This is a genomic window from Janthinobacterium darwini (assembly GCF_051380905.1).
Taxonomy (GTDB): domain Bacteria; phylum Pseudomonadota; class Gammaproteobacteria; order Burkholderiales; family Burkholderiaceae_D; genus Janthinobacterium.
Window position 1 is genome coordinate 1,380,352 of the sequence record NZ_JBNYXX010000001.1, and the last position, 24,539, is coordinate 1,404,890.

Below are 24,539 nucleotides of genomic sequence, written 5' to 3' on the forward strand. Positions count from 1 at the left end.
GCTTACTTCACGCCGTGCATCAGTTTGTTGATCAGCGGTGCGATCAGGAACAGTACGACACCGGCGCCCAGCAGGGACCAGAAGCCGAAGGTATAGCCGGACAGGGCCGACTGCACCGACATGCCGCTTTCGCCACTGACGTAGCTGGCGAAGATACCCGACAGGTTGTTGCCGATACCGGTCGACAGGAACCAGCCGCCCATGCCCAGGCCAACCAGGCGCACAGGGGCCAGCTTGGTGACCATCGACAGGCCGATAGGCGACAGGCACAGTTCGCCGATCGATTGCAGCATGTACACGGTCGCCAGCGTCCAGAACGGGATCTTGTTGTCGGCGCCAACCAGGCTCGACAGAGCGAAGATCAGCAAGCCGAAAGCCAATGCATTGCCCAGCAATCCCAGGCCGAATTTGCGCGGAATCGATGGATTGACGTTGTGGCGCGCCAGGTAGACCCAGACGGCGGCGATGATAGGCGCGAAGACGATGATGGCCACCGAATTGACGGTCTGGAAGTAGGCGGTCGGGAAGATCGCGAAGCCCAGGTCGCGGTTGACGATCTTGTCGGCCAGGAAGGTGAATGAGCTGCCCGCCTGTTCGAAGAACATCCAGAACAGAATGTTGAAGACGAAAATCAGCAGCATGGCGATGACGCGGTCGCGCGCCACCTTGCCATTGCGTATGCCTTCGATCATCAGCATGACGGCCAGGCCGGCGAACAACACGGTCAGGACGATTTGCAACTTTTCAGCGCCAACGGTCAGCAGGAAGTACATCAGCGGGATCACGCATAGCGAGCCGACGGCCACCCAGACGACGCGCATCGGGCTGCCGGCACCGGCTTCCGGTGCGCCGATGCCCTTCAGGGCACGGCGGCCGATGAAGAACCATACCAGGCTGATCAGCATGCCGAAACCGGAAGCCATGAAGACCATCTTGTACGCAGGCATATCGCTGGTGCCGAAGATCGACCCTGCCAGCCATTGCGTGAAGACGGGCGCGGCCATGGCGCCCATGTTGATGCCCATGTAGAAGATCGTGAAGCCACTGTCGCGGCGCGGATCGGCTGTCGCGTACAGCTTGCCGACCATGGTCGAGATGTTCGGCTTGAACATGCCGTTACCGACGATCATGGTGGCCAGGCCCAGGTTGAAGATGTCCTGGTTCGGTACCGAGATGCAGAACAGGCCGGCGGCCATGAAGACGGCGCCCAGCAGGATGGAGCGCTGGTAACCGATGACGCGGTCGGCGATGTAACCGCCGAACAGAGCGCCGGCGTACACCAGCGCGAGGAAGGAACCGTAGGTAAGGTTGGCCGCTGCCTGTCCCGAACCGTCGCCGCCGTGGAACTGGGCAACGATGTACAGTACCAGCGCCCAGCGAACTCCGTAGAACGCGAAGCGTTCCCAGAATTCAGTCATGAACAACATCCATAATGGGCCTGGATGGCCCATAATCTGCTTGAACTCGGGAATAACGGCTTCCTTGTTGGGCGTAGTCGCACCGCTCATGCGGTTCCTCCTGAAAAATTATTATAGTCAATCGATAAAAAAACTTATGGAAGCCTGCGGGCGGCGGGGACTCTCATGAAGAACCTCACGCACGGGAATTCCAATAGGCTGGCATTCTAATCTACAAATTGCGCTGAGCGTAAGTTTCGATTTGCATTAGCAAGAATGACTGTTTCATATTAGTCAAACCGGTTTGCAGGCAAGGGCGGCCCCGGCGATTTTGCGGCGGCACAGCACAACTTGCCTGACTTGTCGTATATTAAGGCTGCAAGACCTTCGAGCATCGATTTTTAAAGGGATTTTTCGCATTATGGAACACGACGTTATCGATACTCTGGTTTCACCGGAAGGCCGCCTGGACGTGCTCTCCAAGACTGAAGTCAACAAACTGCTCGACACCAGCCAGGGCGGCCTGTACAACACTTTCCGCCGCTGCGCGCTGGCGGTCTTGAATTGCGGCAGCACCATCGACGATGGCCGCGCCTTGCTGGAGCGCTACCAATCGTTTGAAATCTCCATCATTCAGCGCGAGCGCGGCATCAAGCTCGACATCAAGGGCGCGCCAGCCATCGCCTTTGTCGATGGCAAGATGATCAAGGGCATCCACGAACACCTGTTTGCCGTCCTGCGCGACATCATCTTCGTCAGCGATGAAGTCACGGGCAATCCGAAATTCGACTTGCAGAGCACGGAAGGCGTGACGGACGCCGTCTTCCACATCCTGCGCAACGCGAACGTGCTGCAAACCCAGCTCAACCCGAACCTGGTGGTATGCTGGGGCGGCCATTCGATCAACCGCGCCGAATACAATTATTCGAAGGAAGTGGGCTACCAGCTGGGCTTGCGCGGCCTCGACATCTGCACCGGCTGCGGCCCGGGCGCCATGAAGGGGCCCATGAAGGGCGCCACCATCGGCCACGCCAAGCAGCGCCTGCACAATGGCCGCTACCTGGGCATCACCGAGCCGGGCATCATCGCGGCCGAGTCGCCGAACCCCATCGTCAATGACCTGGTCATCATGCCGGACATCGAAAAACGCCTGGAAGCGTTCGTGCGCGCGGGCCACGGCATCGTCGTGTTCCCCGGCGGCGCGGGCACGGCCGAAGAGATTTTGTATATCCTCGGCATCCTGCTGCACCCGGACAACGCCGATATTCCCTTCCCGCTGATCTTCACGGGCCCGGAAACCTCGCGCGAGTACTTCGTGCAGATCAACCAGTTCATCAGCGACACCTTGGGTCCGGAAGCGCAGCAGCGCTATAAAATCATCATCGACGACCCGGAACTGGTGGCGCGCGAAATGCTCGAAGGCATCCGCCTGGTGCGCGAATTTCGCAAGGCCCACAGCGATGCCTATTATTTCAATTGGCTGCTGAAGATCGACCACGAGTTCCAGAAGCCGTTCCACCCCACGCATGAAAACATGCGTAACCTGAGCCTGCACAAGAACCAGCCCACGCACTTGCTGGCAGCCCAGCTGCGCCGCGCGTTTTCCGGTGTAGTGGCGGGCAACGTCAAGGACGACGGCATCCGTTCGATCGAAGAGCACGGCAACTTCGAAATCCATGGCGACAAGGACATCATGGGCCCCATGGATGCGCTGCTGGCCTCCTTCGTGGCGCAGCACCGCATGAAGCTGGCCGGTACGGCATACGTACCTTGCTATACCGTGATCCAGTAAGCTACTTAGTAACACCTATCAAAACCTACTGCGCGTCGTAATCGGCGGTCTGCGATGCTCACTGCCTCGGCGGCCCCGTACTTCGTACAGTTGCGCTTCTCGAGCCATCGAGGGCGCCCAGCCAGCCTTCCTTCCGCTCGCTACGGTTTTGTCAGGTGTTGCAAGTCACCGTCCGCTCTCCCCCTGCGTTTGCCGGGGGAGGGTGGCGCCTTTCACATTTGCCCCCAGCGTGCTTTCGCCACCACAAGTAATCAAATCGCTTGCCTCATCGATGCGTGGGTGCTATCTTTGGAACCGGTTCCAAAATAAAAATATGAACGTCAACAGGTAGTGGAGAGCAACCTTGGATTCAGTACGCAGCAATAAAAAAACAGTTTCCGGCGAGCCGGCCCGGCCCGTGACCATCGCCCAGGTGGCGCGCGAGGCGGGCGTGTCGAAGACCAGCGTGTCGCGCTTTCTCGGCGGCGAACTGGACGCTTTGTCCGAGAATATCCGCCAGCAAATCACCAGCACCATCGCGCGCCTCGGCTACCAGCCGAACCAGATGGCGCGCGGCCTCAAGCGTGGACGCACGCGCCTGATCGGCATGGTCGTGGCGGACATGCTGAACCCCTACACGGTGGCAGTGCTGCAAGGCGTGGAGGCGGCTTGCCAGCAGCATGGCTATACCTTGATCTTGTGTAATACAGGCAATGACGAACTGCGCGAACGGCAGTCGCTGGCAGCGCTGCGCTCGTACAGCGTGGAAGGGCTGATCGTCAACACGCAGGGGCGCAACATCCAATCGTCTGACTTGCAGCAGGCGGACATGCCCATCGTGCTGGTCGACCGCCGCATCGAGGGCGCCGATTTCGATCTGGTGGGCCTGGACAATGTACAGGCTGGCAGGTTGGCCACCTCGCATCTGATCGAACAGGGTTTCGACGCCATCGCCTTCGTCGCGCCGCCATTGACGGGCGTCAGTTCGCGGCTGATGCGCGCCGAGGGTTTTCAGTCCGTGATGGCCGAGCATCCCGGCTGCGTGGGCGAAGTACTGGCGGTGGACCTGGACGACCGGCCCTCCATCGACGCGCATGTGCGGCGATGCCTGGCGCAGTGGCGCGGCCGCCGCGTGGCGCTGCTGGCGTCGAACGGCATGGTGGCGCTGGAACTGGCGCTGATGCTGCAGCGCCTCGAGCTGCGCATGCCGCAAGACGTGGGCCTGCTGGGCTTTGACGAATTGCCGTGGTCACCATTGGCGGGCCTGAGCACGATCGAGCAGCAGACTTACGAGATCGGTTTTTCGGCGATGACGTGCATGTTGTCGCGCCTGCAGGGCGAGCAGTGCCCGCCGCGCGAGGTGCTGTTGCCGGGTAAGTTGATTGTGCGCAACTCCACCCAGGGAGGAATTGCGGGCAAGAGTGCCGATTGACGGGGAAGAGGGCGTTGCCCTTTTTTTTGGGGAAGGTATGGAACCGGTTTCATAGAAGATGTTCTCACTGGAAAGGAGCATGGATAGGCAGGCAGGGCAATGGTTGCACGAGGTTGGCATGAGGTTGAAACGACACGGCAAGAGACGAACTAAATCGTCCATTTGACAATATTCCCGGAAGTGCCTCGACGAGGCCGGTACCGGGATCACAGGAGACTAAAGCATGAAGATGACTACACTGTTTTACGCGAAGATCGTGGCTTGTGCGCTCGCCGCCACCTGCACCCTGGGCGCGGCCGCCGACGCGGGCGCCCAGACGCTTGGCGACCTCATCAAGAAAGGCAAGCTGACCATCGGCGTGGTCAGCGGCACGCCGCCGTTTGGCAGCATCGACGCCAAGGGCGCGCCCGTCGGCTATGACGTCGATGTCGCCAACCTGATCGGCAAATACATGAACCTGCCCGTGGAAGTGGTGCCCCTGACGGCGCCCTCACGCGTGCCGTCGCTGGAGTCGGGCAAGGTCGATTTCCTTGTGGCGACCCTGGCGCCCACGCCGGAACGGGCCAAGACCTTGATGTTCACCATGCCTTACAGCGCGTTCGAACTGGCGATCGTCGCGCCGGTCGGCGGCAAATTCAAGGCCCTGGCCGACCTGAAGGGCAAGAAGGTGGGCGTGACGCGCGGCACCACGAATGACACGGCGCTGAGCCGCATGGCGCCGGCCGGCACGGCCATCGTGCGTTTCGAGGATGATGCCACCGTCACCCAGGCCTTGCTCAGCAAGCAGGTCGACGCCGTGTCGATCCCCAGCACGATGGCGCTCGACATCATCAAGACCCGCGGCGCGGGCAAGATCGAGGTCAGGTTCACGTATTCCGTGCAACCGAATTCGATGGCGGTGCGCCGCGGCGACTTCGAGCTGCATCAGTGGCTCAACAACTTCATCTACTACGTCAAGCTGAACGGCGAACTCGACGCCATCGCGCGCAAGTGGAGCGGCGCGCCGCTGCCGCCATTGCCGACCTTCTGATACCGCAAGCCGCATAGGGAAAGTGTTGGTCCGTACGGCGCGCCACCATGGTGGCGCCGCCGGGGATGTGCACGTAGATAAGGAGTTGAGTATGCCGTATGAATTTCATTTCGAGCTCGTCATGCAATCGCTGGACCGTCTGTTGTGGGGCGCGGCGCTGACGATACGCCTGAGCGCCCTGGCGATGGTGCTGGGACTGGCGGTGGGCGTGTGCGCCGCCGTCATCCTGAAGAACGGTCCCGCCTATGCCCGCGCTTTGGTGCGCGCGTATGTCGAGGTGATCCGCAGCACGCCGTTCCTGGTGCAGCTGTTCATCATTTACTTCGGCTTGCCGTCGCTGGGTCTGCAGCTGGACGCGAATGGCGCCGCGCTCGTCGCCATGACGGTCAATCTGGGCGCCTATGCGGCGGAAATCGTGCGCGCCGGCATAGGCGCCGTGCATCCGTCCCAGCTGGAGGCGGCTCAGGCGCTGGGCATGACGCGCTGGCAAGTGATGCGCCATGTAGTGCTGCTGCCGGCGCTGGAAAAAGTGTATCCGGCGCTGGCCAGCCAGTTCACGCTGATGATGCTCGCCTCGAGCGTGGTGTCGGCCATTTCCGCCGAAGAGCTGACTGCCGCCGCCCACCTGCTCGATGCGGAAACCTTCCGCAGTTTCGAGATCTACATCGTCGTGATGGTGCTGTACATCCTGCTGGCCCTGCTGTTCCGCTTCAGCTTCTGGGTACTGGGCCAGATCGTCTTCAAACGCCGCCGCCGTCTGGGCGCGGTGCGCATGGGAGCATGACATGATCAGTGATTTTTCCTGGGATAACCTGCAATTTCTGCTTGAGGCCACGCGCTGGACCATCGGCCTGTCGCTGATCGTTTTCATCACGGGTGGCATCGCCGGCTTCGCGGTGGCGCTGCTGCGCACGGCGCGCAGCCCGTTCCTGCGCTTCATCAGCGCCCTGTACATCCAGCTGGTCCAGGGCACGCCCGTGCTGATCGTGCTGTTCCTCACCTATTACGGCCTGGCCTTGTTCGGCTACAAGCTGTCGCCGATCATCGCGGCCGGCGCGGCGATGACGATCTTTGCCAGCGCCTACCTGGGCGAGATCTGGCGCGGCTGCATCGAAGGCGTACAGCGGCAGCAGTGGGAAGCATCGGCCGCGCTGGCGCTGAACCGCTACCAGCAGCTGCGCTACGTCATCCTGCCGCAGGCGCTGCGCCATTCGTTGCCGCCGACGGTGGGCTTCATGGTGCAGATCATCAAAAACACTTCGATCACCTCGATCATCGGCGTGGTGGAACTGACGCGGGCAGGGCAACTGGTCAGCAACGCGACCTTCCTGCCTTTCATCGTCTTCCCCGTCGTCGCCCTGATCTACTTCGCGATGTGCTACCCACTGTCGCGCTACAGCCATTCACTGGAAAGGAAATTCCATGCCCATCGTTGAAATTGACAATATCAGCAAGAGCTTCGGCGCCAATCACGTGCTCAAGGGCGTTTCGTTCGCCGTCGAGCGTGGCCAGGTCATCGCCGTGATCGGGCGCAGCGGTTCCGGCAAGAGCACCATGCTGCGCTGTATCAACGGCCTTGAAACCATTGACAGCGGCAGCATCGTCGTGGCAGGCCATACGCTGACGGCGCGCCAGGAGCATTTGCTCGACTTGCGCAAGGATGTCGGCATGGTCTTCCAGAGCTACAACCTGTTCCCCCACCTGACGGTGGAAGAAAACGTCATGCTGGCGCCGCGCATCGTCAAGAAGGTGCCCGACGTGCAAGGCCGCGCCACGGCGCTGCGCGTGCTCAAGCAGGTGGGCCTGGACCACAAGCGCGACGCCTATCCCGAGCAGCTGTCGGGCGGCCAGCAGCAGCGCGTGGCAATCGCCCGTTCGCTGGCGATGGAACCGCAGGTGATGCTGTTCGACGAAGTGACGTCGGCGCTCGACCCGGAACTGACGCAGGAAGTGCTGAAGGTGATGGAAGAGCTGGCGCAGGCGGGCATGACGATGCTGCTGGTGACGCACGAGATGGAGTTCGCGCGGCGCATGGCCCACGTCACCGTCTTCATGCACCAGGGGACGGTGTGGGAGAGCGGGCCGTCCGAAGCCTTCTTCAGCAATCCGCAAACGCCCGAAGCGCGCCAGTTCGTCGGCGCGGGAGCGATCAAATGAGCCCCGTTCTGGTGGCAGCGTCGGCCTACGGCGCAAGCAGGGTAAGGCAGCTGGGTCAAAGCCATTTCATCGACGTTGTGGCCGATGCGGGCGGCGCAGGCATCGAAATCCGTCGCGAACTGTTCACCTCCGACTTGCCGGACCTGGCGCGCATGGGCGCGGCAGTGGCCGCGCGCGGCCTGTACTGCGTGTATTCCACGCCCATCGAATTGTGGGGCGCGGACGGACTGCTGCAGCAGGAGCTGCTGCAGCAGATGCTGGACGAGGCGGCGCGCCTGGGGGCGCGCTACCTGAAGGTGTCGCTGGGCCATTACCCGGCCGCGCCGGACCTGCAGGCCTTGAAGGCCCAGCTGGCGGCGGCGCCCGTGGCGCTGCTGGTTGAAAACGACCAGACGGCCCATGGCGGCAAGCTGTCAACTATGGCGCGCTTCCTGGCGGCGGCGCGCGAAGGCGGGCTGCCGGTGGGACTGACGTTCGACATCGGCAACTGGCGCTGGGTGGGCGAGGATGCGCAGCAGGCGGCACGCCTGCTGGCGCCGTATGTGCGCTACGTGCATTGCAAGGCTGTCCTGGAGGACGCTGGCCGGCTGTCCGCCTGTGCTGTCTCCGAGGCTGATCCGGCCTGGCGCGCCGTCTTCGCGCACTTTGCACCGGGCGTGCAGCGGGCCATCGAATTCCCGCTGGAGGGGGCAGACCTGGTGGCCGAAACGGGCCGCTACATCCAGATGCTGGAGGCCGCATGATGCCGCATGAGGAGGGCCGGGCAGAAGAGGGGCAGGCTGCGTATGCGCTCGACGTCGTCACCTACGGCGAGGCGATGGCGATGTTCGTTGCCGAGGAAACGGGGGACCTGGCGGCCGTGGCGCATTTTACGCGCCGCCTGGCTGGCGCCGAGACGAATGTCGCCATCGGCCTGGCACGCCTGGGGCTGAAAGTCGGCTGGCTGAGCCGGGTGGGCGACGACTCGTTCGGCCGCTTCATCCGCGCCAGCGTGCAGGCCGAAGGCGTCGATTGCAGCCGGGTCGTCGCCGTCGCCGGCCAGTCCAGCGGCTTCCTGCTCAAGGAAAAGGCCGAGAACGGCGCCGATCCGCTGGTCGAATACTTCCGCAAGGGTTCCGCCGCCAGCCGGCTGGCGCCCGAGCACTTCGACCCCGCCTATTTCCTTTCCGCGCGCCATTTGCACGCCACGGGCGTGGCGGCGGCTCTATCCGAGACCAGCCTGGCGTTCGCCGGCCAGGCGCTCGACTTCATGCGCGACCATGGTCGGAGCGTGTCGTTCGATCCGAACCTGCGGCCCTCGTTGTGGCCTTCGCAAGCCGTCATGGTCGAACAGATCAACCGCCTCGCCGCCAAGGCGGACTGGGTACTGCCCGGCCTGGGGGAAGGGAAAATCCTCACCGGTCACGACCTGCCGCACGACGTCGCCGGCTTTTATTTGCAACAGGGCGCGCGGCTGGTGGTCATCAAGCTGGGTGCCGAGGGTGCCTATTACCGCACGGCCGATGGCGACAGCGGCATGGTGCCGGGCGAGCGCGTGGTCAACGTGGTCGACACGGTGGGTGCCGGCGACGGCTTCGCGGCCGGCCTGGTCAGCGCCTTGCTGGAAGGCTTGCCGCTGGCGCAGGCGGTACGGCGCGGCAACCGGGTCGGCGCCTTCGCCATCCAGGTGGCCGGCGACATGGAAGGTTTGCCGACCCGCCCCCAGCTCGATGCGCTGGTCCCATCTTGAACCGAACAGGGGAAACACATGAAAAAAAATGTCGTTGTCTATAAAAAGCTGGCCGAACCGCTGCTGGCGCGCCTGCGCGCGGAATGCGATGTGACGTATTTCGAGGCCATCGATGCGGGCAACCGCGCCGCGTTCGCCGCCGCCATCCGTGGCGCGCACGGCTTGCTGGGTGCCAGCGTGCGCCTGGACCGAGAACTGCTGGACCCGGCTGCCGGGCTGCGCATCATTTCCACCATTTCGGTGGGCGTCGACCAGTTCGACGTCGATTACCTGCGCGAACGGGGCATCTTGCTGGCCAATACGCCGGACGTGCTGACGGAAACGACGGCCGACACGATCTTTGCGCTGATCCTGGCCAGCGCGCGGCGCGTCGTCGAACTGGCCGAATTCGTCAAGGCTGGAGGCTGGACGCGCAGCGTGGGCGAAAGCCAGTACGGCGTCAACGTGCATGGAAAAACCATCGGCATGCTGGGCATGGGCCGCATCGGCCGCGCCGTCGCCCGCCGCGCCGCGCTGGGTTTCGGCATGCAGGTGCTGTACGTGAACGGCGAAGCGGTGCCGGAGGTGGAGGCTGCGCTGGGCGCGCGCCAGGTGGCGCTCGACGAGCTGCTGGCCGGGTCGGACTTCGTCTGCGTGGTCCTGCCGCTGACGGCGCAGACGGAACGCATGATGGGCCGGCGCGAGTTCGCCCTGATGCGCCCCGGCGCCATCTTCATCAATGGTTCGCGCGGGCGCATCGTCGACGAGGCGGCGCTGATCGAGGCACTGCAACAGGGCCAGATCCATGGTGCCGGCCTCGACGTGTTCGAGCGCGAGCCGGTGGCGCCGGACAATCCGCTGCTGGCCATGGCCAATGTGGTGGCGCTGCCGCACATCGGCTCGGCCACGCATGAAACGCGCTACGCCATGGCGCAGCAGGCCGTGGACAACCTGCTGGCCGGCTTGCGCGGCGAGCGTCCGCGCTACCTGGTGAGCTAAGAACAGTATCGATAAAAAGACAGACAGGGCAAGACATGAAGAACAAGGTTGTAGGAGCAATGATCATCGGCGCCGGCGCTTGCGGCAGCCTGTGCTCGGCGCAGTCGAACGTGGCCATGTACGGTATCGCGGACCTGGGCGTGGTGTCCGAGAGTGGCGGTGCCGGCGGCAGGGTGCTCAAGCTGACCAGCGGCATCGCCAACGGTTCGCGGCTGGGTTTCAAGGGTAGCGAAGACCTGGGCGGCGGCATGACGGCGATCTTTACGATGGATGCGGGCATCCTGGCTGACACGGGCGCTTCGGCTCAGGGCGGCCTGCTGTTCGGGCGCCAGGCTTTCGTCGGCCTCGCCGGCGAGGCGGGCACACTACGGCTGGGCCGCCAGTACACTTTTATCGATAGCAGCCTGGGCGCGCTGGATCCGTTTTACCTTGGTTTTGCGGGCAGGATGAGCAATGTCTTCACGGCTGGCTACATCAGCCGGGTCGATAACAGCATTACCTACAGCTCGCCCGTGCGCGGCGGCCTTTCCGGCGAAGCGGCGTACGGCTACGGCGAAGTACCTGGCGACGCGGCGGCAAAGCGCTACACCGGCGCCGCGGCCACCTATGCCAGCGGGCCACTGTATGTGCGCATGGCGCACCAGGACGCCAACACCCTGTCGGCCGCGCTGGTGAGGGGAAGGGCGCGCAACACGGTGCTTGGCGCCACCTGGGACTTCGGCGTGGTCAAGGCGCACGGCGCCGTTGCCGTCAGCAAGAGCTCGGCGGGCGCCGCCACCACGGTCGACAGCGCGGACCTGATGCTGGGCGCCACCTTGCCGGTGGGCCCGCACCGCGTATTGTTCTCGTACGTGCGGCGCGACGACCGGCGCGCCGCCAACGGCGACGCTTCCCAGATCGGCATCGGCTACACCTATGCGCTGTCGAAGCGCAGCACGCTGTACGCGGCCTATGCGCATATCGACAACCGCAACGGCGCCGCCTACGTGGTGGGCAACGCCACCGACAATGGCAGCGGCAACCAGGCCTGGAACCTCGGCCTGCGCCACACTTTTTAACTGGAGAATCGAATGAAGAAGATCGGATGGATTTTGGTCGGCGCCAGCACCGTGGCGCGCGAATGGATGGTCGACGCGATCCGCCAGCAGGGCGACGCGGAAGTGCTGGCCGTGGTCAGCACGGATGCCGCGCGCGGCGCCGCCTTCGCCGAGCAGTTCGGCATCGGCGCCAGTTATACCGACCTGGATGCGGCGCTGGCCCATCCGGGTGCGGAGGCCGTGTACATCAGCACCACCAATGAGTGGCACATGGCGCAGACCTTGCAGGCGGCGCGCGCGGGCAAGCACGTGCTGTGCGAAAAGCCGCTGGCGCTGAACATGGACGACGCCCGCCGCATGGTCGACGGCTGCGCCGAAGCGGGCGTGGTGCTGGGGATTAACCACCACCTGCGCAACGCCGCCAGCCACGGCAAGGTGCGCGAGCTGATACGCGCGGGCGAGATCGGCCAGCCCCTGTATTGCCGCGTGCTGCACGCGAACAACCTGCCGCAGCACCTGCGCGGCTGGCGCCTGGACGCGCCGGAATCGGGTGGCGTCACGCTCGACATGTTCGTGCACGACGTCGACACCTTGCGCTTTTTGCTGGACTCGGAGCCGCGCCACGTCACCGCCTGTGCCACCAGCGGCGGCATGACGGTGGCCGGGCTGGAAGAGGGTTTGATGGCCGTCATCGAGTTCGATAACGGCACCCTGGTGCAGGTGCACGACGCGTTCAATGCGCCGTATTCGCTGTCGGGAGTGGAAATCATCGGCAGCAAGGGCACCATCTTCGCCACCGGCGTGATGACGCAGCGCCCCGTCGGCACCATTTGCCTGACCCGTGATGGCGGCAGCGTCGACATCCCCGTCGAACATGAAAACCTGTATGTGCGCTCGGTGCGCGCCTTCCAGCGCGCCATGCGCGGCGAAGGGCAGCCGGCCGCCACTGGCGACGATGGCATGCGCGCGCTGGCCACGGCGCTGGCGGCGCAGCAGGCCAGCCGCAGCCACCAGCGCGTGACCCTGGCCGGCTGACGGCCGGCCGTACAATTAAAAAAGCCGCCTGATCTTGCGATCAGGCGGCTTTTTACTGGCTTGCGTCCGTGATTAGTCTTCGCGGCGCAGGTGAGGGAACAGCAAGACGTCGCGGATGTTCGGCGAATCCGTGATGATCATCATCAGGCGGTCGATGCCGATGCCGCAGCCGCCGGCTGGCGGCATGCCGTATTCCAGCGCACGGATGTAGTCGGCGTCGTAGAACATCGCCTCCTCATCGCCTGCGTCCTTGGCGGCCACTTGCGCCAGGAAGCGGGCCGACTGGTCTTCCGCATCGTTCAACTCGGAGAAGCCGTTGGCGATTTCGCGGCCCACCATGAACAGTTCAAAACGCTCAGTGATGCCGGCCACCGTGTCGGAAGCGCGCGCCAGTGGCGACACTTCGACAGGGTAGTCGATGATATAGGTCGGTTCCCACAGCTGAGCTTCAGCCGTCTCTTCGAACAGCGCCAGTTGCAGCGCGCCCAGGCCGGCCGTGGCGAACGGCTTGACGCCGAATTTCTTCAGTTCTTCCTTGATGAATTCCGCATCGTTCAACTGCTCGGCAGTGTAGCCCGGAGCGTACTTGTTGATCGCTTCGACGATGGTCAGGCGGTGGAACGGCTTGGCCAGGTCCAGCTCGCGGCCGCCGTAGGTCAGGGTGGCGGTGCCGTGCGCATCAATGGCGGCCTGGCGGATGACGGCTTCCGTGAAGTCCATCAGCCATTTGTAGTCGGTGTAGGCCGCGTAGAATTCCATCATCGTGAATTCAGGGTTGTGACGGATCGACACGCCTTCATTGCGGAAGTTGCGGTTGATTTCGAACACGCGGTCGAAGCCGCCCACGACCAGGCGCTTCAGGTACAGCTCGGGCGCGATACGCAGGAACATTTGCATGTCCAGCGCATTGTGGTGCGTGATGAATGGTTTGGCCGCGGCGCCGCCCGGGATCGTGTGCAGCATCGGCGTTTCCACTTCCATGAACTCGTTCTTTTCCATGAAGCGGCGGATCGACGAGATGGCGGCGGTACGCGCCTTGAAGGTGCGGCGCGTCTCTTCGTTCATGATCAGGTCGACGTAGCGCTGGCGGTACTTCGTTTCCTGGTCGGCCAGGCCGTGGAATTTGTCCGGCAGCGGGCGCAGCGACTTGGTGATCAAACGCAGTTCGGTGACCTTGATGGTCAGTTCGTCCGTCTTGGTCTTGAACAACGTGCCTTGCACGCCCAGGATATCGCCCAGGTCATAGTGGTGCAGGGCGGCCATGGCCGCTTCGCCCGTCAGGTCGAGCGTGGCGTAGATCTGGATGCGGCCGTCGGCTTTCGGGCCGGAAGCGTCTTGCAGGGTGGCGAAGGCGGCTTTCTTGCCCGCTTCGCGCTTGAGCATCATGCGCCCGGCCAGCACTACGTGTACGGGGTTTTCTTCCAGCTCTTCGCGCGTCTTGGCGCCGTATTGCGCATGCAGGTCGGCTGCCTTGTGCTCGGGGCGGAAGTCGTTCGGGAAGGCGACGCCTTGTTCGCGCAGTGCTGCCAGCTTGACGCGGCGCTCGGCGATGATCTTGTTTTCATCGGGGGCGGCGGCTTGTTCTTGGATATCCGTAGTCATGGTGTTCTTCGTTGGTGATTATTGATGATGTGGCGCCAGCGCTGGCGCCACGCTGGCAAACAGTGCGTCGACATCGAGTGCGGAGAAATCCGGCACGATGGCAATGACGTTGTCGAAGGCGGCAAACGCCTCGGCCGGCAGGGTGGTGGTGAGTACCACGACGCGCATGCCGGCACGGCGCGCCGCTTCCACGCCCAGGGGCGCGTCTTCAAAGACGATGCAGTCTTGCGGCAGCGCGCCGGCCAGTAGCGCGCCCTTCAGGAATACGTCCGGGTACGGCTTGCCCCGTTCCACGTCGGCGGCGCCGACGATGGCGTCGAAGCGGTGCCGCAGGTCCAGGCCGTCGAGCGTGAACGCGATGTTCTCGTCTGGTGCGGCGGTGCCCACCACCAGCGCTACGCCGTGCTGGCGCGCGCTGGCGATCAGCTGGCCGAAACCGGCCACCGTGGCCAGGTGCGGGCCATACAGTTCGCGGTAGACGACTTCCTTTTCAGCCAGAAGGGTGACATGGTCGGCATCCTCGCCCAGGTACTTGGCGATAATTTCGTGTCCTTGCCGTCCTGCCGTGTCGCGGAAAAAGGCGTCCGCATCCAGCGCATGACCCTGTCGTTCAAAGAACGCCAGCCACGAGGTCGTGTGGAAGGCCATGTTGTCGACGATCGTGCCATCCATGTCGAACAGGAAGGCACGCCGGGCTGGAACGGACGCATTCATCCTTACACGCCTTGTTTCAGCGAGGCGGAGATGAATTCGTCGATGTCGCCATCGAGCACGCCCTTGGTATTGCCCGTCTCGAAACCGGTGCGCAAGTCCTTGATGCGGGACTGATCCAGCACGTAGGAGCGGATCTGGTGGCCCCAGCCCACGTCCGTTTTCGAGTCTTCCAGCTTTTGCTGCTCGCTCATGCGTTTGCGCAGTTCATGTTCGTACAGCTTGGCTTTCAGCATTTCCATCGCTTCGGCGCGGTTGCGGTGCTGCGAACGGTCGTTCTGGCACTGCACCACGATGCCGGTCGGCGCATGGGTCATGCGGACGGCGGAGTCGGTCTTGTTGATGTGCTGACCACCGGCGCCCGACGCGCGATAGGTATCGACGCGGATATCGGCCGGGTTGACGTCGATCTCGATCGAATCGTCGACTTCCGGATACACGAACAGCGACGTAAACGAGGTGTGGCGGCCATTGGCCGAGTCGAATGGCGACTTGCGTACCAGGCGGTGCACGCCCGTTTCCGTGCGCAGGAAGCCGTAGGCGTGATCGCCCTCGACCTTCAGGGTGGCCGTCTTGATGCCGGCAACCTCGCCGTCGGACTGCTCCAGGATCTCGACCTTGAAGCCCTTGCGTTCGCAATAGCGCAGGTACTGGCGCAGCAGCATCGAAGCCCAGTCCTGGGCCTCCGTGCCGCCGGCGCCGGCCTGGATGTCGATGAAGCAGTTGTTCGGGTCCATCGGATTGTTGAACATCCGGCGGAACTCCATGCTTTCGATGACCTTGCGGATTTCCTGCACGTCCTGCTCGATCGCTTCCAGGGTATCGTCGTCGCCTTCTTCGCGGGCCATGTCGAACAGGTCGCGGGTGTCGCGCAGGTCGGCATCCGCCTTAGTCAGCGTGAAGACGATGGCTTCCAGCGCCTTCTTCTCTTTACCGAGGTCCTGGGCGCGCTTGGGATCGTTCCAGACGGTCGGATCTTCCAGTTCTTCGTTGACTTGCTCTAGTTTCTCCGACTTGACAGTGAAGTCAAAGATACCTCCGAAGTTCGGCTTCGCGGACCGTCAGGTCGTTGAGCAGGGCGGAGATGATATTGATGCGTTCGGCTTCCATAATGTTCTGGTCTTCTATGGTGAAATCAAACCTTGAATTATACGCGAGCGCGGCGCGTTTCCGCTGCCGCTGCGGCGCAATTGCTGCTGCACCGGGCAATAAAATGACGATTTTGCTATATTTGCGACAATATTTTTGCCTTGAAGATGGCTGCCGTGCTGCGTATGATGCTGGCCATATTGTCTTTCCACAGGAATAACTCATGTGCCAACCCTTGCGCCAACTCCCCCGTCTCGCCCTGTTACCGCTGCTGCTGGCTGGCTGCGGCGCCTTGCCGCCCGCCGCCCACGAACCGGCCCGGCCTCTGGCAGCGGCGCCGGCGGGCAGCAGCGCCACCCTGGCCCTGCTGGAGACGACGGACTTGCACGCGAATGTACTCAGTTATGATTACTACAAGCTGCAGGCGGAGCCCTCGATCGGCCTGGAACGCACGGCGGCACTGATCGCGCAGGCACGTGCCGAGTTCCCGAACAATCTCCTGCTCGACAACGGCGACACCATCCAGGGCACGGCGCTGGCCGACTACCAGGCCCTCGTGAAACCGCTGGCCTGCGACCAGACCCTGGCCATCTACAAGGCCATGAATCTGCTGAAGGTCGATGGCGGCGGCATCGGCAACCACGAATTCAACTACGGCCTGGCGTTTTTGAGCCAGGTGACGGGCAACCGTTTTGACGTCGACAGCGTCGACGCGGCCAAACCGCGCTGCGCCGGCCCCGCGTTCCCGCAAGTGCTGGCCAACGTCTACAGCGCCAAGACGGGCAAGCCCCTGTTTGCGCCGTATCACATCATAGACAAGCAGATCACGGCGACCGGCCCCGATGGCAAGGCCATCACGAGCACCGTGAAGGTCGGCATCATCAGTTTTGCGCCGCCCACCATCATGGCCTGGGACAAGCGCTGGCTCGAAGGCCGCGTCTACACGCAGGGCGTGCGCGAGACGGCGGAAAAATTCATTCCCGAGATGCGCGCCAAGGGCGCCGAGCTGGTGGTGGCGATCTCGCACGGCGGCCTGGATAACAGCCCGTACTCGCCCACCATGGAAAACGGCAATTACTACCTGTCGCAAGTGCCGGGCGTGGACGCCATGCTGATCGGCCACTCGCACCAGCTGTTTCCGAACGCCAGCAGCACGGTGCCGCAGTTTAATTTGCCCGGCGTCGACAAGGCCCGTGGCCTGGTCAATGGCGTGCCTACCGTGATGGCCAATTTGTGGGGCAAGCACCTGGGCGTGATCGGTTTGCGCCTGCGCCATGACGGCAAGCAGTGGCTCATCGACAAGAGTGCCACCACGGTGGAAGCGCGCGGCATCCAGAATGCGGACAAAAGCTATATCCAGCCCGATGCGGCCATCGCCAAACTGGTGGCCGAAGAACACGCGGCCACCATCGCCTACGTGCAGACGCCCGTGGGTGCCACGGACTTCCGCATGTCGACGTATTTCGCCGACGTGGGCGACGTCAGCGCCATCGAAGTAGTGAACCAGGCGCAATCGGGCTACCTGGCCGCCTATGTCAAGGCGAACTTGCCGCAGTATGCGCACCTGCCCGTGCTGTCGATGTCGTCACCGTTCAAGAGCGGCTCGGCCGGCGTGTCCGACTACACGGACGTCAAGGCAGGCAATGTGGCGCTGAACAACGCGGCCGACCTGTATTTGTATCCGAATGCGCTGTATGGCGTGAAGATGAATGGCGCGGAGCTGAAAGCCTGGCTGGAGCAGTCGGCGCAGCGTTTCAATACCATCGCCCCGCACAAGACGGAGCCGCAGGAACTGGTCAACACGGCCCACCCGAGCTACAACTTCGATACCATCACCAGTGCCGACGTGCGCTATCAGATCGATGTCACGCAACCGCCGGGCCAGCGCATCAAGGCGCTTACCTATAAGGGCAAGCCGATGGACGCGGGCCAGGAATTCCTCATCGCGACAAATAACTACCGCGCCAGCGGCGGCGGCAATTTCCCTGGCCTCGACGGCAGCAAGACGGTGGTGGCCTCGCCCGACAACAACCGCGAACTGCTGATCGCCTACGTCACGCAGCAGAAAAACCTGACACGCGCGAAAAACGGCTCGGCGCGCAGCTGGCGCTTTGCCAAAATCGCCACGAAAGGCCCGGTGGTCTTCCATTCGGCGCCGAACGTGATCGACCTGGCGAAAGCGGCCGGCATCGATAACGTCACGCAGCTGAAGGCCGACGATGGCGCGGGCAAGGGCTTTGCGCTGTACCAGCTCGACCTGTCCAAATGAAGCGGGCGGCATGGCTGCTGGCAGCCGCCTTGGCGTCACCCCTGGCATTGGCGGCGCCCGATGTCACGGCCCGGGCCAAGGTGCTGATGCGCGCGGGAGTAGCGTCCCAGACGCAGGCGCGCGCCCTGTTCGAACAGGCAGCGGGGCAGGGCAGCGGCCCCGCTGCGTATTACCTGGGCCTGATGCTGAAGAACGGCATGGGCGGGCCGCAGGACAGCGCCGCCGCGCTGCGCTGGCTGGAGCTGGCCGCGCAGCGCCAGGTGGCGCCAGCCATGTTTATCGTGGCGAACATGCTGCAGGATAGCGACGAGGGCAGGGCGCGTTTCTGGCTCGACGCTGCCTGCGACCTGAACTACCCGGAAGCGCTGCAGCAGAAATCCGTGGCGCTGGCGGAGGGACGCATGGGCTATGCGCACAACGAGGAGCAGTCCTTCCTGTACCTGAAAATGGCCACGCACGCGATGGGACACCGCCCGCCGGAACCCTGAGCTAGCCTGGTACATCTTTTTTTGGCTTGGCCCGCAGGCTGGCCGCCGCCTCGCCGATGGCGAACGGGTCGCGCGACAGAATGGCTGCGCCCAGGTCGACCAGCCTGGCAGCGGCGACTATGGCGGCCTTGATGTCGGCGATGCGCTTGAGCTGCAGCTTGCCCTTGGCGATGGCGCCCTCGATATCGCCGCGTGCCTGCTCGGCGCCTGCGGCGGTCAGGTAAATGCCATAGGCCCGAAACAGGGCCACCATCTGGTCCAGGTGGTCTTCATATTGCTCCAGCAGCGCGCGCTCGTCCGGCGTCAGCGCCTCCCGTTCGCGGATGCGCAATTCCAGCACCAGGTTTGACGCTTGCGCCAGGTTGTCGGCGATGGCGTAGCTTTGGTCCTTCGTCAGTTCGGTCAGTTGGGCCATGGGATACTCCTGTGTGCGCGCCGCTTACCAGCGGGCGGGGCCATAGAAAACAGCCTGTTTTTGCAGCGTGTCGACGTGGCGTGAAAACTGCGCCAGTTGCCGTTCCAGTTCGGGCGCCTGCAGGTGGTCGAGATTGCTCCGCAGCGCGGCCACGCTGGCTTGCAGCGCGTCGACGGCGGCGACATACGCGGCGACGATCTTTTCCCTTTCTTTCAATTGCCGTCCTTCCAGGTGCAGACGCGTGCGGATGTAGTTGGCGGCCAGCGGTTCGCGCGGCGCGGACTTGTCGACGGCGCCGCGCAGCAGGTCCAGGTCGCGCAATTCATCCTGCAAGCCGGCACGGTAGCTGCGCTGGCCATACTCCTTGAGCGCATTGCTGACAATGTCGATGGCTTCCTGCTCGTCGAGCAGTTCGCGCAAGGCCGATTTCTGCAGGCGCTGCGTGGCCAGCCGGCTCAGGTGTTCGCTCAGTTTCATCACCTTGTCCAGCTTGCCCGCATCGAGTAGGGGCGCACCGCCATCCGGCTGTGCCAGGCCGCTCAGCGCATCGCCGAGTTCGCCAAGCTCTTCCTTGTAGACAGGCAGCTTGTCACCGGCCAGCGCTGCCAGGGTGTGGGCATAGCGCAGCAGGACGTCGTTCAGGCTGGCGACCGACGCGCTGGCCTGCGCGATGGCGGCGCAATCGGCGCGCGCCGCCTGCTCGCTGGCTTGCGCATCGAAACGCTCTGCCAGGATCAGACGCTTGCGCATGGCCTTGTCCATGCAGCTGTGGACGCCGCCCGCCAGCATGGGTTCGAAGTGGACCGACATTTTCTGCGTCTGTTCGGCGAAGGTGCGCACGGGCGCCAGGTCGGTGGCGCAACCGCCCAGCAGCAGGCTGGCGATGGCGCCAGGCAGCAGGGAAAAAAGGCAGGTGTTCGACGGGCGCTGCATATGGCCTCCATGCGGTAGGTGCGGTTGACTGGACCGGCGCGCACGCGCTGGCATGGCCGACGTTAGCATGCTGGACAGTGCCCGTATTGCGCCAGATCAGGGGCCGGGGGAATAGCAGAGCTCGTCTGCTTGCCTGTCGCGTTTTGCCACAGTCAGGTTGGCGAATGGCGCAGCTGCGAAAATTTGCGTCATATTTTCCTTACAAAAGACTGACATCGGGCCAGAAAACCGGTCTTTTCTGCATGTTGCGATGCGTCATATGTAGTTGTTGCTGGTGCATGTTTACTCACCTACAATGATTTATCGATGGGGCGGTTATCCAGCGTACGACTATAAAAATAAGTGGCATTAAAAACGTTGTATCAGAGGAGATGACAATGAATTTGAAACAGAAATTGCTCGTGGCAAGTTTGGTTTTGGGATTCTCGCAGGCGGCAGTCGCAGCCGACCCCATCAAGATCGGCGTGTCCGGTCCGTTCACGGGCGGTTCCGCGCCGATGGGCGTGTCGATGCGCGACGGCGTCAAGCTGGCTGTCGCTGAAATCAATGCCAAGGGCGGCGTACTGGGACGTTCCCTGCTGCTGATCGAACGCGATGATGAAGCCAAGAATGAACGGGGCGTGCAGATCGCCCAGGAGCTCATCAACAAGGAAAAGGTCGCCGCCACCGTCGGCTACATCAACACAGGCGTGGCCCTGGCTTCGCAGCGCTTCTACCAGGAAGCGAAAATTCCCGTGATGAACAATGTGGCGACGGGCTCCATCGTCACCAAGCAATTCGCCGACCAGCCAGAAAACTACATCTTCCGCAATGCGGCCAATGACACCATCCAATCCGGCATGATCGTGCACGAGGCGATCGAAAACCGCAAGTTCAAGAAAGTGGCGATCCTGGCTGACTCCACCAACTATGGCCAGCTGGGCCGCGAAGACCTGGAAAAGGCGCTGGACAAGAAAGGTATCAAGCCCGTTGTCGTTGAAAAATACAACATCAAGGACGTCGACATGACGGCCCAGTTGCTGAAAGCCAAGCAGGCGGGGGCGGAAGTCGTGCTGACCTACGGCATCGGCCCGGAACTGGCGCAGATTGCCAACGGCATGGAAAAACTGGGCTGGAAAGTGCCGCTGATCGGCAGCTGGACCCTGGCCATGGGCAATTTCATCGATAACGCGGGCAAGAACGGTGACGGCACGCGCATGCCGCAAACCTTCATCCAGGATGCCAGCACGCCGAAGCGCAAGGCCTTCATCGACGCCTATGTGGCCGCTTACAAGCCATCGGGCGGCCGCATGCCGTCGGCCGTGTCGGCTGCGCAAGGCTACGATTCCATCTACCTGCTGGCCGCGGCCTTCAAGCAGGCGGGCGGCACCGATGGCCCGAAAGTGCGCGCCGCGCTGGAAAACCTGACGGAAAAAGTGGAAGGCGCCGTCACCACCTACAACAAGCCGTTCAGCAAGACCAACCACGAGGCGATCACGGCCGACCTGACCGTTTTCGGTGAAGTCAAGGACGGCAAGGTCGTCCTCGCGAAATAAGCCTGGCGGACACCTGCCACGCCATGGCCAGCCTTGAGGAATCAGGACTGGCCATTTTTTTATCTTCCGTCCTTCGGGGAATACCATGGAAATCTTCCTGCAGCTAGTCTTCAGCGGCATCGCGCTGGGCATGATTTATGCCGTCATCGCCTTCGGCTACCAGCTGACCTTTGCCACGTCCGGCACCCTCAACTTCGGCCAGGGCGAATCCCTGATGCTGGGCGCGCTCGTGGGCCTCTCTCTGGTGGGCACCATCCACGGCGGCCCCTACATGAGCTATCTGCTGATGATCCCCATCGTCATCGCCTTCGGCGCTTTGCAGGGCGTGTTCGTCGAGTGGATAGGCGTGCGGCCCGCGATCAAGATCAAGTCCGAATTCGGCTGGATCATGTCGACCATCGCGCTGGCCATCATCTTCAAGAACGTGGCGGAAAATATCTGGGGCAAGGATGACCTGACATTCCCGTCGCCCCTATCAGCAGCGCCATTCAAGGTGCTGGGCGCGAACGTACAGCCGATGCAGGTGGCCGTCATCGTCGGCGCGCTGGCCATCATGCTGGCCGTCGAAATGTTCAACCGCAAATCGATCTACGGCAAGGCCGTGGTAGCGACAGCCAACGACCGCGACGCGGCAGGTTTGATGGGCATCAACACGGGCATGGTCATCACCTTTTCCTACGCGCTGTCATCGGCCACGGCTGCCTTCGCAGGCGTGCTGGTGGCGCCCCTGACGCTGACGGGCGCCACCATGGGCGCCTCGCTGGGCCTGAAGGCCTTTGCCGTGGCCATCATCGGCGGCCTGACCTCGGGCGTGGGCGCCATCGTCGGCGGCCTGATACTGGGCATCGCCGAGACGACCACCGGCTATTACATTTCCACCGGCTACAAGGAAGTGCCTGGCCTGCTATTGCTGCTGCTGGTGCTGGCCATCAAGCCGTCCGGCCTGTTCGGCAAAGCCGCGATCAAGAAAGTCTGAGGATCACATGAACAAGAAAATCACCATGCTGGCGTTGAGCGCGGCGGGCCTGGCCGCACTCGTGCTGTTCCCCATCGTCATCCCGAATCCTTATTACATCCACCTGGCCGAGACCATCCTGATCTACGCCATCCTGCTGTTCGGCCTCGATATCGTCGTCGGTTACACGGGGCAGGTATCGCTGGGCCACGCGGGCCTGTTCGGCATCGGCTCGTATGCCACGGGCGTGCTGGTGTTCAAGCTGGGCCTGCCGTTCTGGCTGGCCATCCCCGCCAGCATCGTGGGGGCGGCCCTGTTTGGCGCCATCCTGGCCTTGCCGGCCCTGCGCGTGACGGGTCCCTATCTGGCCATGGTGACCCTGGCCTTCGGCACTATCGTGCAAATCCTGATCAATGAAATGAGCTTCCTGACGGAAGGCCCGATGGGCATCAAGATCCACAAGCCCGTCATGTTCGGGCACAAACTGTCGGAAGTGGAGTACTACTACATGGTCGCCGCGCTGATGGTGATTTCGCTGGTGGTCGTGCACCGTATCTTGAAGTCGAACCTGGGGCGGGCGTTTGAAGCATTGCGCGACAGTCCCATCGCCTCGGACTGCATGGGCGTCTCCGTCTATCGCTATAAAGTCTATGCCTTCGTCATCAGTGCCGGTTTCGCCGGCCTGGCCGGCAGCCTGTACGCGTATTCGGAAGAATACATTTCGCCCAATACCTACAACTTCGAGCTGACGATCTTGTTCCTGCTGGCCGTCATCATGGGCGGGCGCAAGACGCGCTCGGGCGCGCTGATCGGCGCCCTGATCGTCGTCATGCTGCCCAGCCTGCTGGCGGACATCGAACTGTTCCGCAAGATCGCCGTCGCTGCCGCCGTGCTGGGGGTGATCGGTTCCATCTACATGCTGGCCAAGAAGCGCTCCACGGTGCGCGGCGTGCTCGTGCCGCTGGTCGCCACCATCGGCCTGGCCGCATATTCCTATAAACTGGACAATATGATCGACTGGCGCCTGACCATCTTCGGCCTGATGACTTTATTTGTCGTCTACTACCTGCAGGACGGCATCGTCGGGTTCCTGATGAGCTTTATCGGCAAGGGCCGGCGCCATGTGCAGGCCGTCGCTTCGCAGGGCGTGGCGCCTTTTGATCACGCTCTGGGCGGCCAGCGCGGCGAAACGCTGCTGCGCGTGGACCAGGCCCTGATGCAGTTCGGCGGCCTGAAAGCGCTGAACCAGGTGGACTTGAACGTCACGCAGGGCTCCGTGCACGGCTTGATCGGACCGAACGGCTCGGGCAAGAGCACGATGATGAATGTGCTGACGGGAATCTACAAGCCGACGGCGGGCAAGGTGGAATTTGCCGGCGCCGTGATTTCCGGCCGCACGCCGTCCGAGATCGCGCTGGGCGGCGTGGCGCGCACCTTCCAGAACGTGCAGCTGTTCGGCGAGATGACGGCGACCGAGAACGTGCTGGTGGGCTTGCACAACACCTTCAAGTCGAACGTGCTGGACGTGATGCTGCACACGCCCCGCTACAAGCGCGAAGAGAAGGCGGCGCGCGAGCGGGCCGCCAGCATCCTGGAATTTGTCGGCCTGGCCGACCTGGCCAACGAAGAAGCGCGCAATCTGCCATATGGCAAGCAGCGGCTGCTGGAAATCGGCCGTGCGCTGGGTCTCAACCCGCGCCTGCTGCTGCTCGATGAACCGGCGGCGGGCCTGACGGCGCCCGACATCAAGGAACTGATGGCCATCATCCGCAAGATCCGCGAGCATGGCATCACCATCATCCTGATCGAGCACCACATGGACGTGGTAATGGCCTTGTCGGACGTGGTGACGGTGCTGGACTTCGGCCAGAAGATCGCCGAAGGCGCACCCGCGCTTGTCCAGAGCGATCCAAAAGTGATTGAAGCCTACCTGGGCGGCAGCGCCGACACCCTAAGCCCTGCGGCGCACTGAGAGG

The 24,539-nt window shown here is 63.0% G+C and carries 23 protein-coding genes; 16 read left to right on the top strand and 7 right to left on the bottom strand.

Annotated elements, in window-relative coordinates:
- Window positions 1–2 precede the first annotated feature (2 nt).
- Window positions 3–1,508, bottom strand: a complete 1,506-nt coding sequence (locus ACQ4WZ_RS06305) for a peptide MFS transporter (RefSeq protein ID WP_101481701.1) — start codon at window positions 1,506–1,508, stop codon at window positions 3–5.
- 310 nt (window positions 1,509–1,818) lie between these two features.
- Between ACQ4WZ_RS06305 and ppnN the strand changes: the two genes are divergently transcribed.
- From ppnN to ACQ4WZ_RS06360, 11 genes are all read left to right on the top strand, one after another.
- Complete coding sequence (ppnN, locus tag ACQ4WZ_RS06310; protein ID WP_101481700.1) at window positions 1,819–3,189, top strand: nucleotide 5'-monophosphate nucleosidase PpnN; 1,371 nt, start codon at window positions 1,819–1,821, stop codon at window positions 3,187–3,189.
- Between the two features lie 343 nt (window positions 3,190–3,532).
- Window positions 3,533–4,600 (top strand): LacI family DNA-binding transcriptional regulator, encoded by a 1,068-nt coding sequence (locus tag ACQ4WZ_RS06315; protein WP_436572842.1) that lies wholly within the window; start codon window positions 3,533–3,535, stop codon window positions 4,598–4,600.
- A 223-nt stretch (window positions 4,601–4,823) separates the two neighbouring features.
- A complete protein-coding gene (locus tag ACQ4WZ_RS06320) occupies window positions 4,824–5,630 on the top strand; it encodes a transporter substrate-binding domain-containing protein (RefSeq protein ID WP_436553252.1) in 807 nt (268 codons plus the stop codon).
- Between the two features lie 91 nt (window positions 5,631–5,721).
- Window positions 5,722–6,414, top strand: coding sequence for an amino acid ABC transporter permease (locus ACQ4WZ_RS06325; RefSeq protein ID WP_101481698.1), 693 nt, complete (start codon window positions 5,722–5,724; stop codon window positions 6,412–6,414).
- A 1-nt stretch (window position 6,415) separates the two neighbouring features.
- Window positions 6,416–7,066: an amino acid ABC transporter permease gene (locus tag ACQ4WZ_RS06330; RefSeq protein ID WP_101481697.1), complete on the top strand. Its 651-nt coding sequence runs from the start codon at window positions 6,416–6,418 to the stop codon at window positions 7,064–7,066.
- Window positions 7,053–7,787 (top strand): amino acid ABC transporter ATP-binding protein, encoded by a 735-nt coding sequence (locus ACQ4WZ_RS06335; RefSeq protein WP_133990771.1) that lies wholly within the window; start codon window positions 7,053–7,055, stop codon window positions 7,785–7,787. Before ACQ4WZ_RS06330 ends, ACQ4WZ_RS06335 begins: the two co-directional genes overlap by 14 nt.
- Window positions 7,784–8,530 carry a sugar phosphate isomerase/epimerase family protein gene (locus tag ACQ4WZ_RS06340; protein WP_436572843.1) on the top strand — a complete coding sequence of 249 codons (747 nt, stop codon included), beginning with the start codon at window positions 7,784–7,786 and terminating at the stop codon, window positions 8,528–8,530. The genes ACQ4WZ_RS06335 and ACQ4WZ_RS06340 overlap by 4 nt, the downstream gene beginning before the upstream one ends.
- Window positions 8,527–9,516, top strand: coding sequence for a sugar kinase (locus ACQ4WZ_RS06345; RefSeq protein ID WP_279587393.1), 990 nt, complete (start codon window positions 8,527–8,529; stop codon window positions 9,514–9,516). Before ACQ4WZ_RS06340 ends, ACQ4WZ_RS06345 begins: the two co-directional genes overlap by 4 nt.
- An 18-nt stretch (window positions 9,517–9,534) precedes the next feature.
- Window positions 9,535–10,494, top strand: a complete 960-nt coding sequence (locus ACQ4WZ_RS06350) for a 2-hydroxyacid dehydrogenase (protein WP_101481694.1) — start codon at window positions 9,535–9,537, stop codon at window positions 10,492–10,494.
- Window positions 10,495–10,529: 35 nt separating this feature from the next.
- Window positions 10,530–11,552 (top strand): porin, encoded by a 1,023-nt coding sequence (locus tag ACQ4WZ_RS06355; protein ID WP_436572844.1) that lies wholly within the window; start codon window positions 10,530–10,532, stop codon window positions 11,550–11,552.
- Window positions 11,553–11,564: 12 nt separating this feature from the next.
- Window positions 11,565–12,566, top strand: a complete 1,002-nt coding sequence (locus ACQ4WZ_RS06360; RefSeq protein WP_436572845.1) for a Gfo/Idh/MocA family protein — start codon at window positions 11,565–11,567, stop codon at window positions 12,564–12,566.
- A gap of 72 nt (window positions 12,567–12,638) precedes the next feature.
- Here the strand turns inward: ACQ4WZ_RS06360 and lysS are convergent, their stop codons facing one another.
- The 4 genes from lysS to ACQ4WZ_RS06380 all read right to left on the bottom strand — a co-directional run bounded on the left by lysS (window position 12,639) and on the right by ACQ4WZ_RS06380 (window position 16,193).
- A complete protein-coding gene (gene lysS, locus ACQ4WZ_RS06365) occupies window positions 12,639–14,168 on the bottom strand; it encodes a lysine--tRNA ligase (RefSeq protein WP_101481691.1) in 1,530 nt (509 codons plus the stop codon).
- Between the two features lie 18 nt (window positions 14,169–14,186).
- Window positions 14,187–14,882: an HAD family hydrolase gene (locus ACQ4WZ_RS06370; RefSeq protein ID WP_436572846.1), complete on the bottom strand. Its 696-nt coding sequence runs from the start codon at window positions 14,880–14,882 to the stop codon at window positions 14,187–14,189.
- 2 nt (window positions 14,883–14,884) lie between these two features.
- Window positions 14,885–15,989, bottom strand: a protein-coding gene (gene prfB, locus ACQ4WZ_RS06375) for a peptide chain release factor 2 (protein ID WP_133990783.1) whose coding sequence is annotated in 2 segments (ribosomal slippage) — window positions 14,885–15,907 and window positions 15,909–15,989 — 1,104 coding nt in all. Because the reading frame shifts where the segments join, the coding sequence is not laid out codon by codon here.
- Window positions 15,906–16,193: a hypothetical protein gene (locus ACQ4WZ_RS06380; RefSeq protein WP_180338394.1), complete on the bottom strand. Its 288-nt coding sequence runs from the start codon at window positions 16,191–16,193 to the stop codon at window positions 15,906–15,908. Before ACQ4WZ_RS06380 ends, prfB begins: the two co-directional genes overlap by 84 nt.
- Between ACQ4WZ_RS06380 and ACQ4WZ_RS06385 the strand changes: the two genes are divergently transcribed.
- Window positions 16,192–18,237, top strand: a complete 2,046-nt coding sequence (locus tag ACQ4WZ_RS06385; protein WP_436572847.1) for a bifunctional 2',3'-cyclic-nucleotide 2'-phosphodiesterase/3'-nucleotidase — start codon at window positions 16,192–16,194, stop codon at window positions 18,235–18,237. The two genes, ACQ4WZ_RS06380 and ACQ4WZ_RS06385, sit on opposite strands and share 2 nt — an antisense overlap.
- A gap of 29 nt (window positions 18,238–18,266) precedes the next feature.
- Window positions 18,267–18,725, top strand: coding sequence for a tetratricopeptide repeat protein (locus ACQ4WZ_RS06390; RefSeq protein ID WP_436572848.1), 459 nt, complete (start codon window positions 18,267–18,269; stop codon window positions 18,723–18,725).
- A gap of 1 nt (window position 18,726) precedes the next feature.
- On the opposite strand, the gene ACQ4WZ_RS06395 is transcribed toward ACQ4WZ_RS06390, so the two are convergent.
- Together ACQ4WZ_RS06395 and ACQ4WZ_RS06400 are read right to left on the bottom strand one after the other, a co-directional pair.
- Window positions 18,727–19,140 carry a hypothetical protein gene (locus ACQ4WZ_RS06395; protein ID WP_436572849.1) on the bottom strand — a complete coding sequence of 138 codons (414 nt, stop codon included), beginning with the start codon at window positions 19,138–19,140 and terminating at the stop codon, window positions 18,727–18,729.
- A 24-nt stretch (window positions 19,141–19,164) separates the two neighbouring features.
- Complete coding sequence (locus tag ACQ4WZ_RS06400) at window positions 19,165–20,073, bottom strand: hypothetical protein (RefSeq protein ID WP_436572850.1); 909 nt, start codon at window positions 20,071–20,073, stop codon at window positions 19,165–19,167.
- Between the two features lie 377 nt (window positions 20,074–20,450).
- Here ACQ4WZ_RS06400 and ACQ4WZ_RS06405 point away from each other — a divergent pair, with 377 nt between their 5' ends.
- The 3 genes from ACQ4WZ_RS06405 (at window position 20,451) to ACQ4WZ_RS06415 (ending at window position 24,535) form a co-directional block, all read left to right on the top strand.
- Complete coding sequence (locus ACQ4WZ_RS06405; protein ID WP_101481684.1) at window positions 20,451–21,608, top strand: ABC transporter substrate-binding protein; 1,158 nt, start codon at window positions 20,451–20,453, stop codon at window positions 21,606–21,608.
- A gap of 85 nt (window positions 21,609–21,693) precedes the next feature.
- Complete coding sequence (locus ACQ4WZ_RS06410; RefSeq protein WP_436572851.1) at window positions 21,694–22,584, top strand: branched-chain amino acid ABC transporter permease; 891 nt, start codon at window positions 21,694–21,696, stop codon at window positions 22,582–22,584.
- Window positions 22,585–22,591: 7 nt separating this feature from the next.
- Window positions 22,592–24,535, top strand: a complete 1,944-nt coding sequence (locus ACQ4WZ_RS06415; RefSeq protein WP_436572852.1) for a branched-chain amino acid ABC transporter ATP-binding protein/permease — start codon at window positions 22,592–22,594, stop codon at window positions 24,533–24,535.
- The last annotated feature ends 4 nt before the right edge of the window (window positions 24,536–24,539 follow it).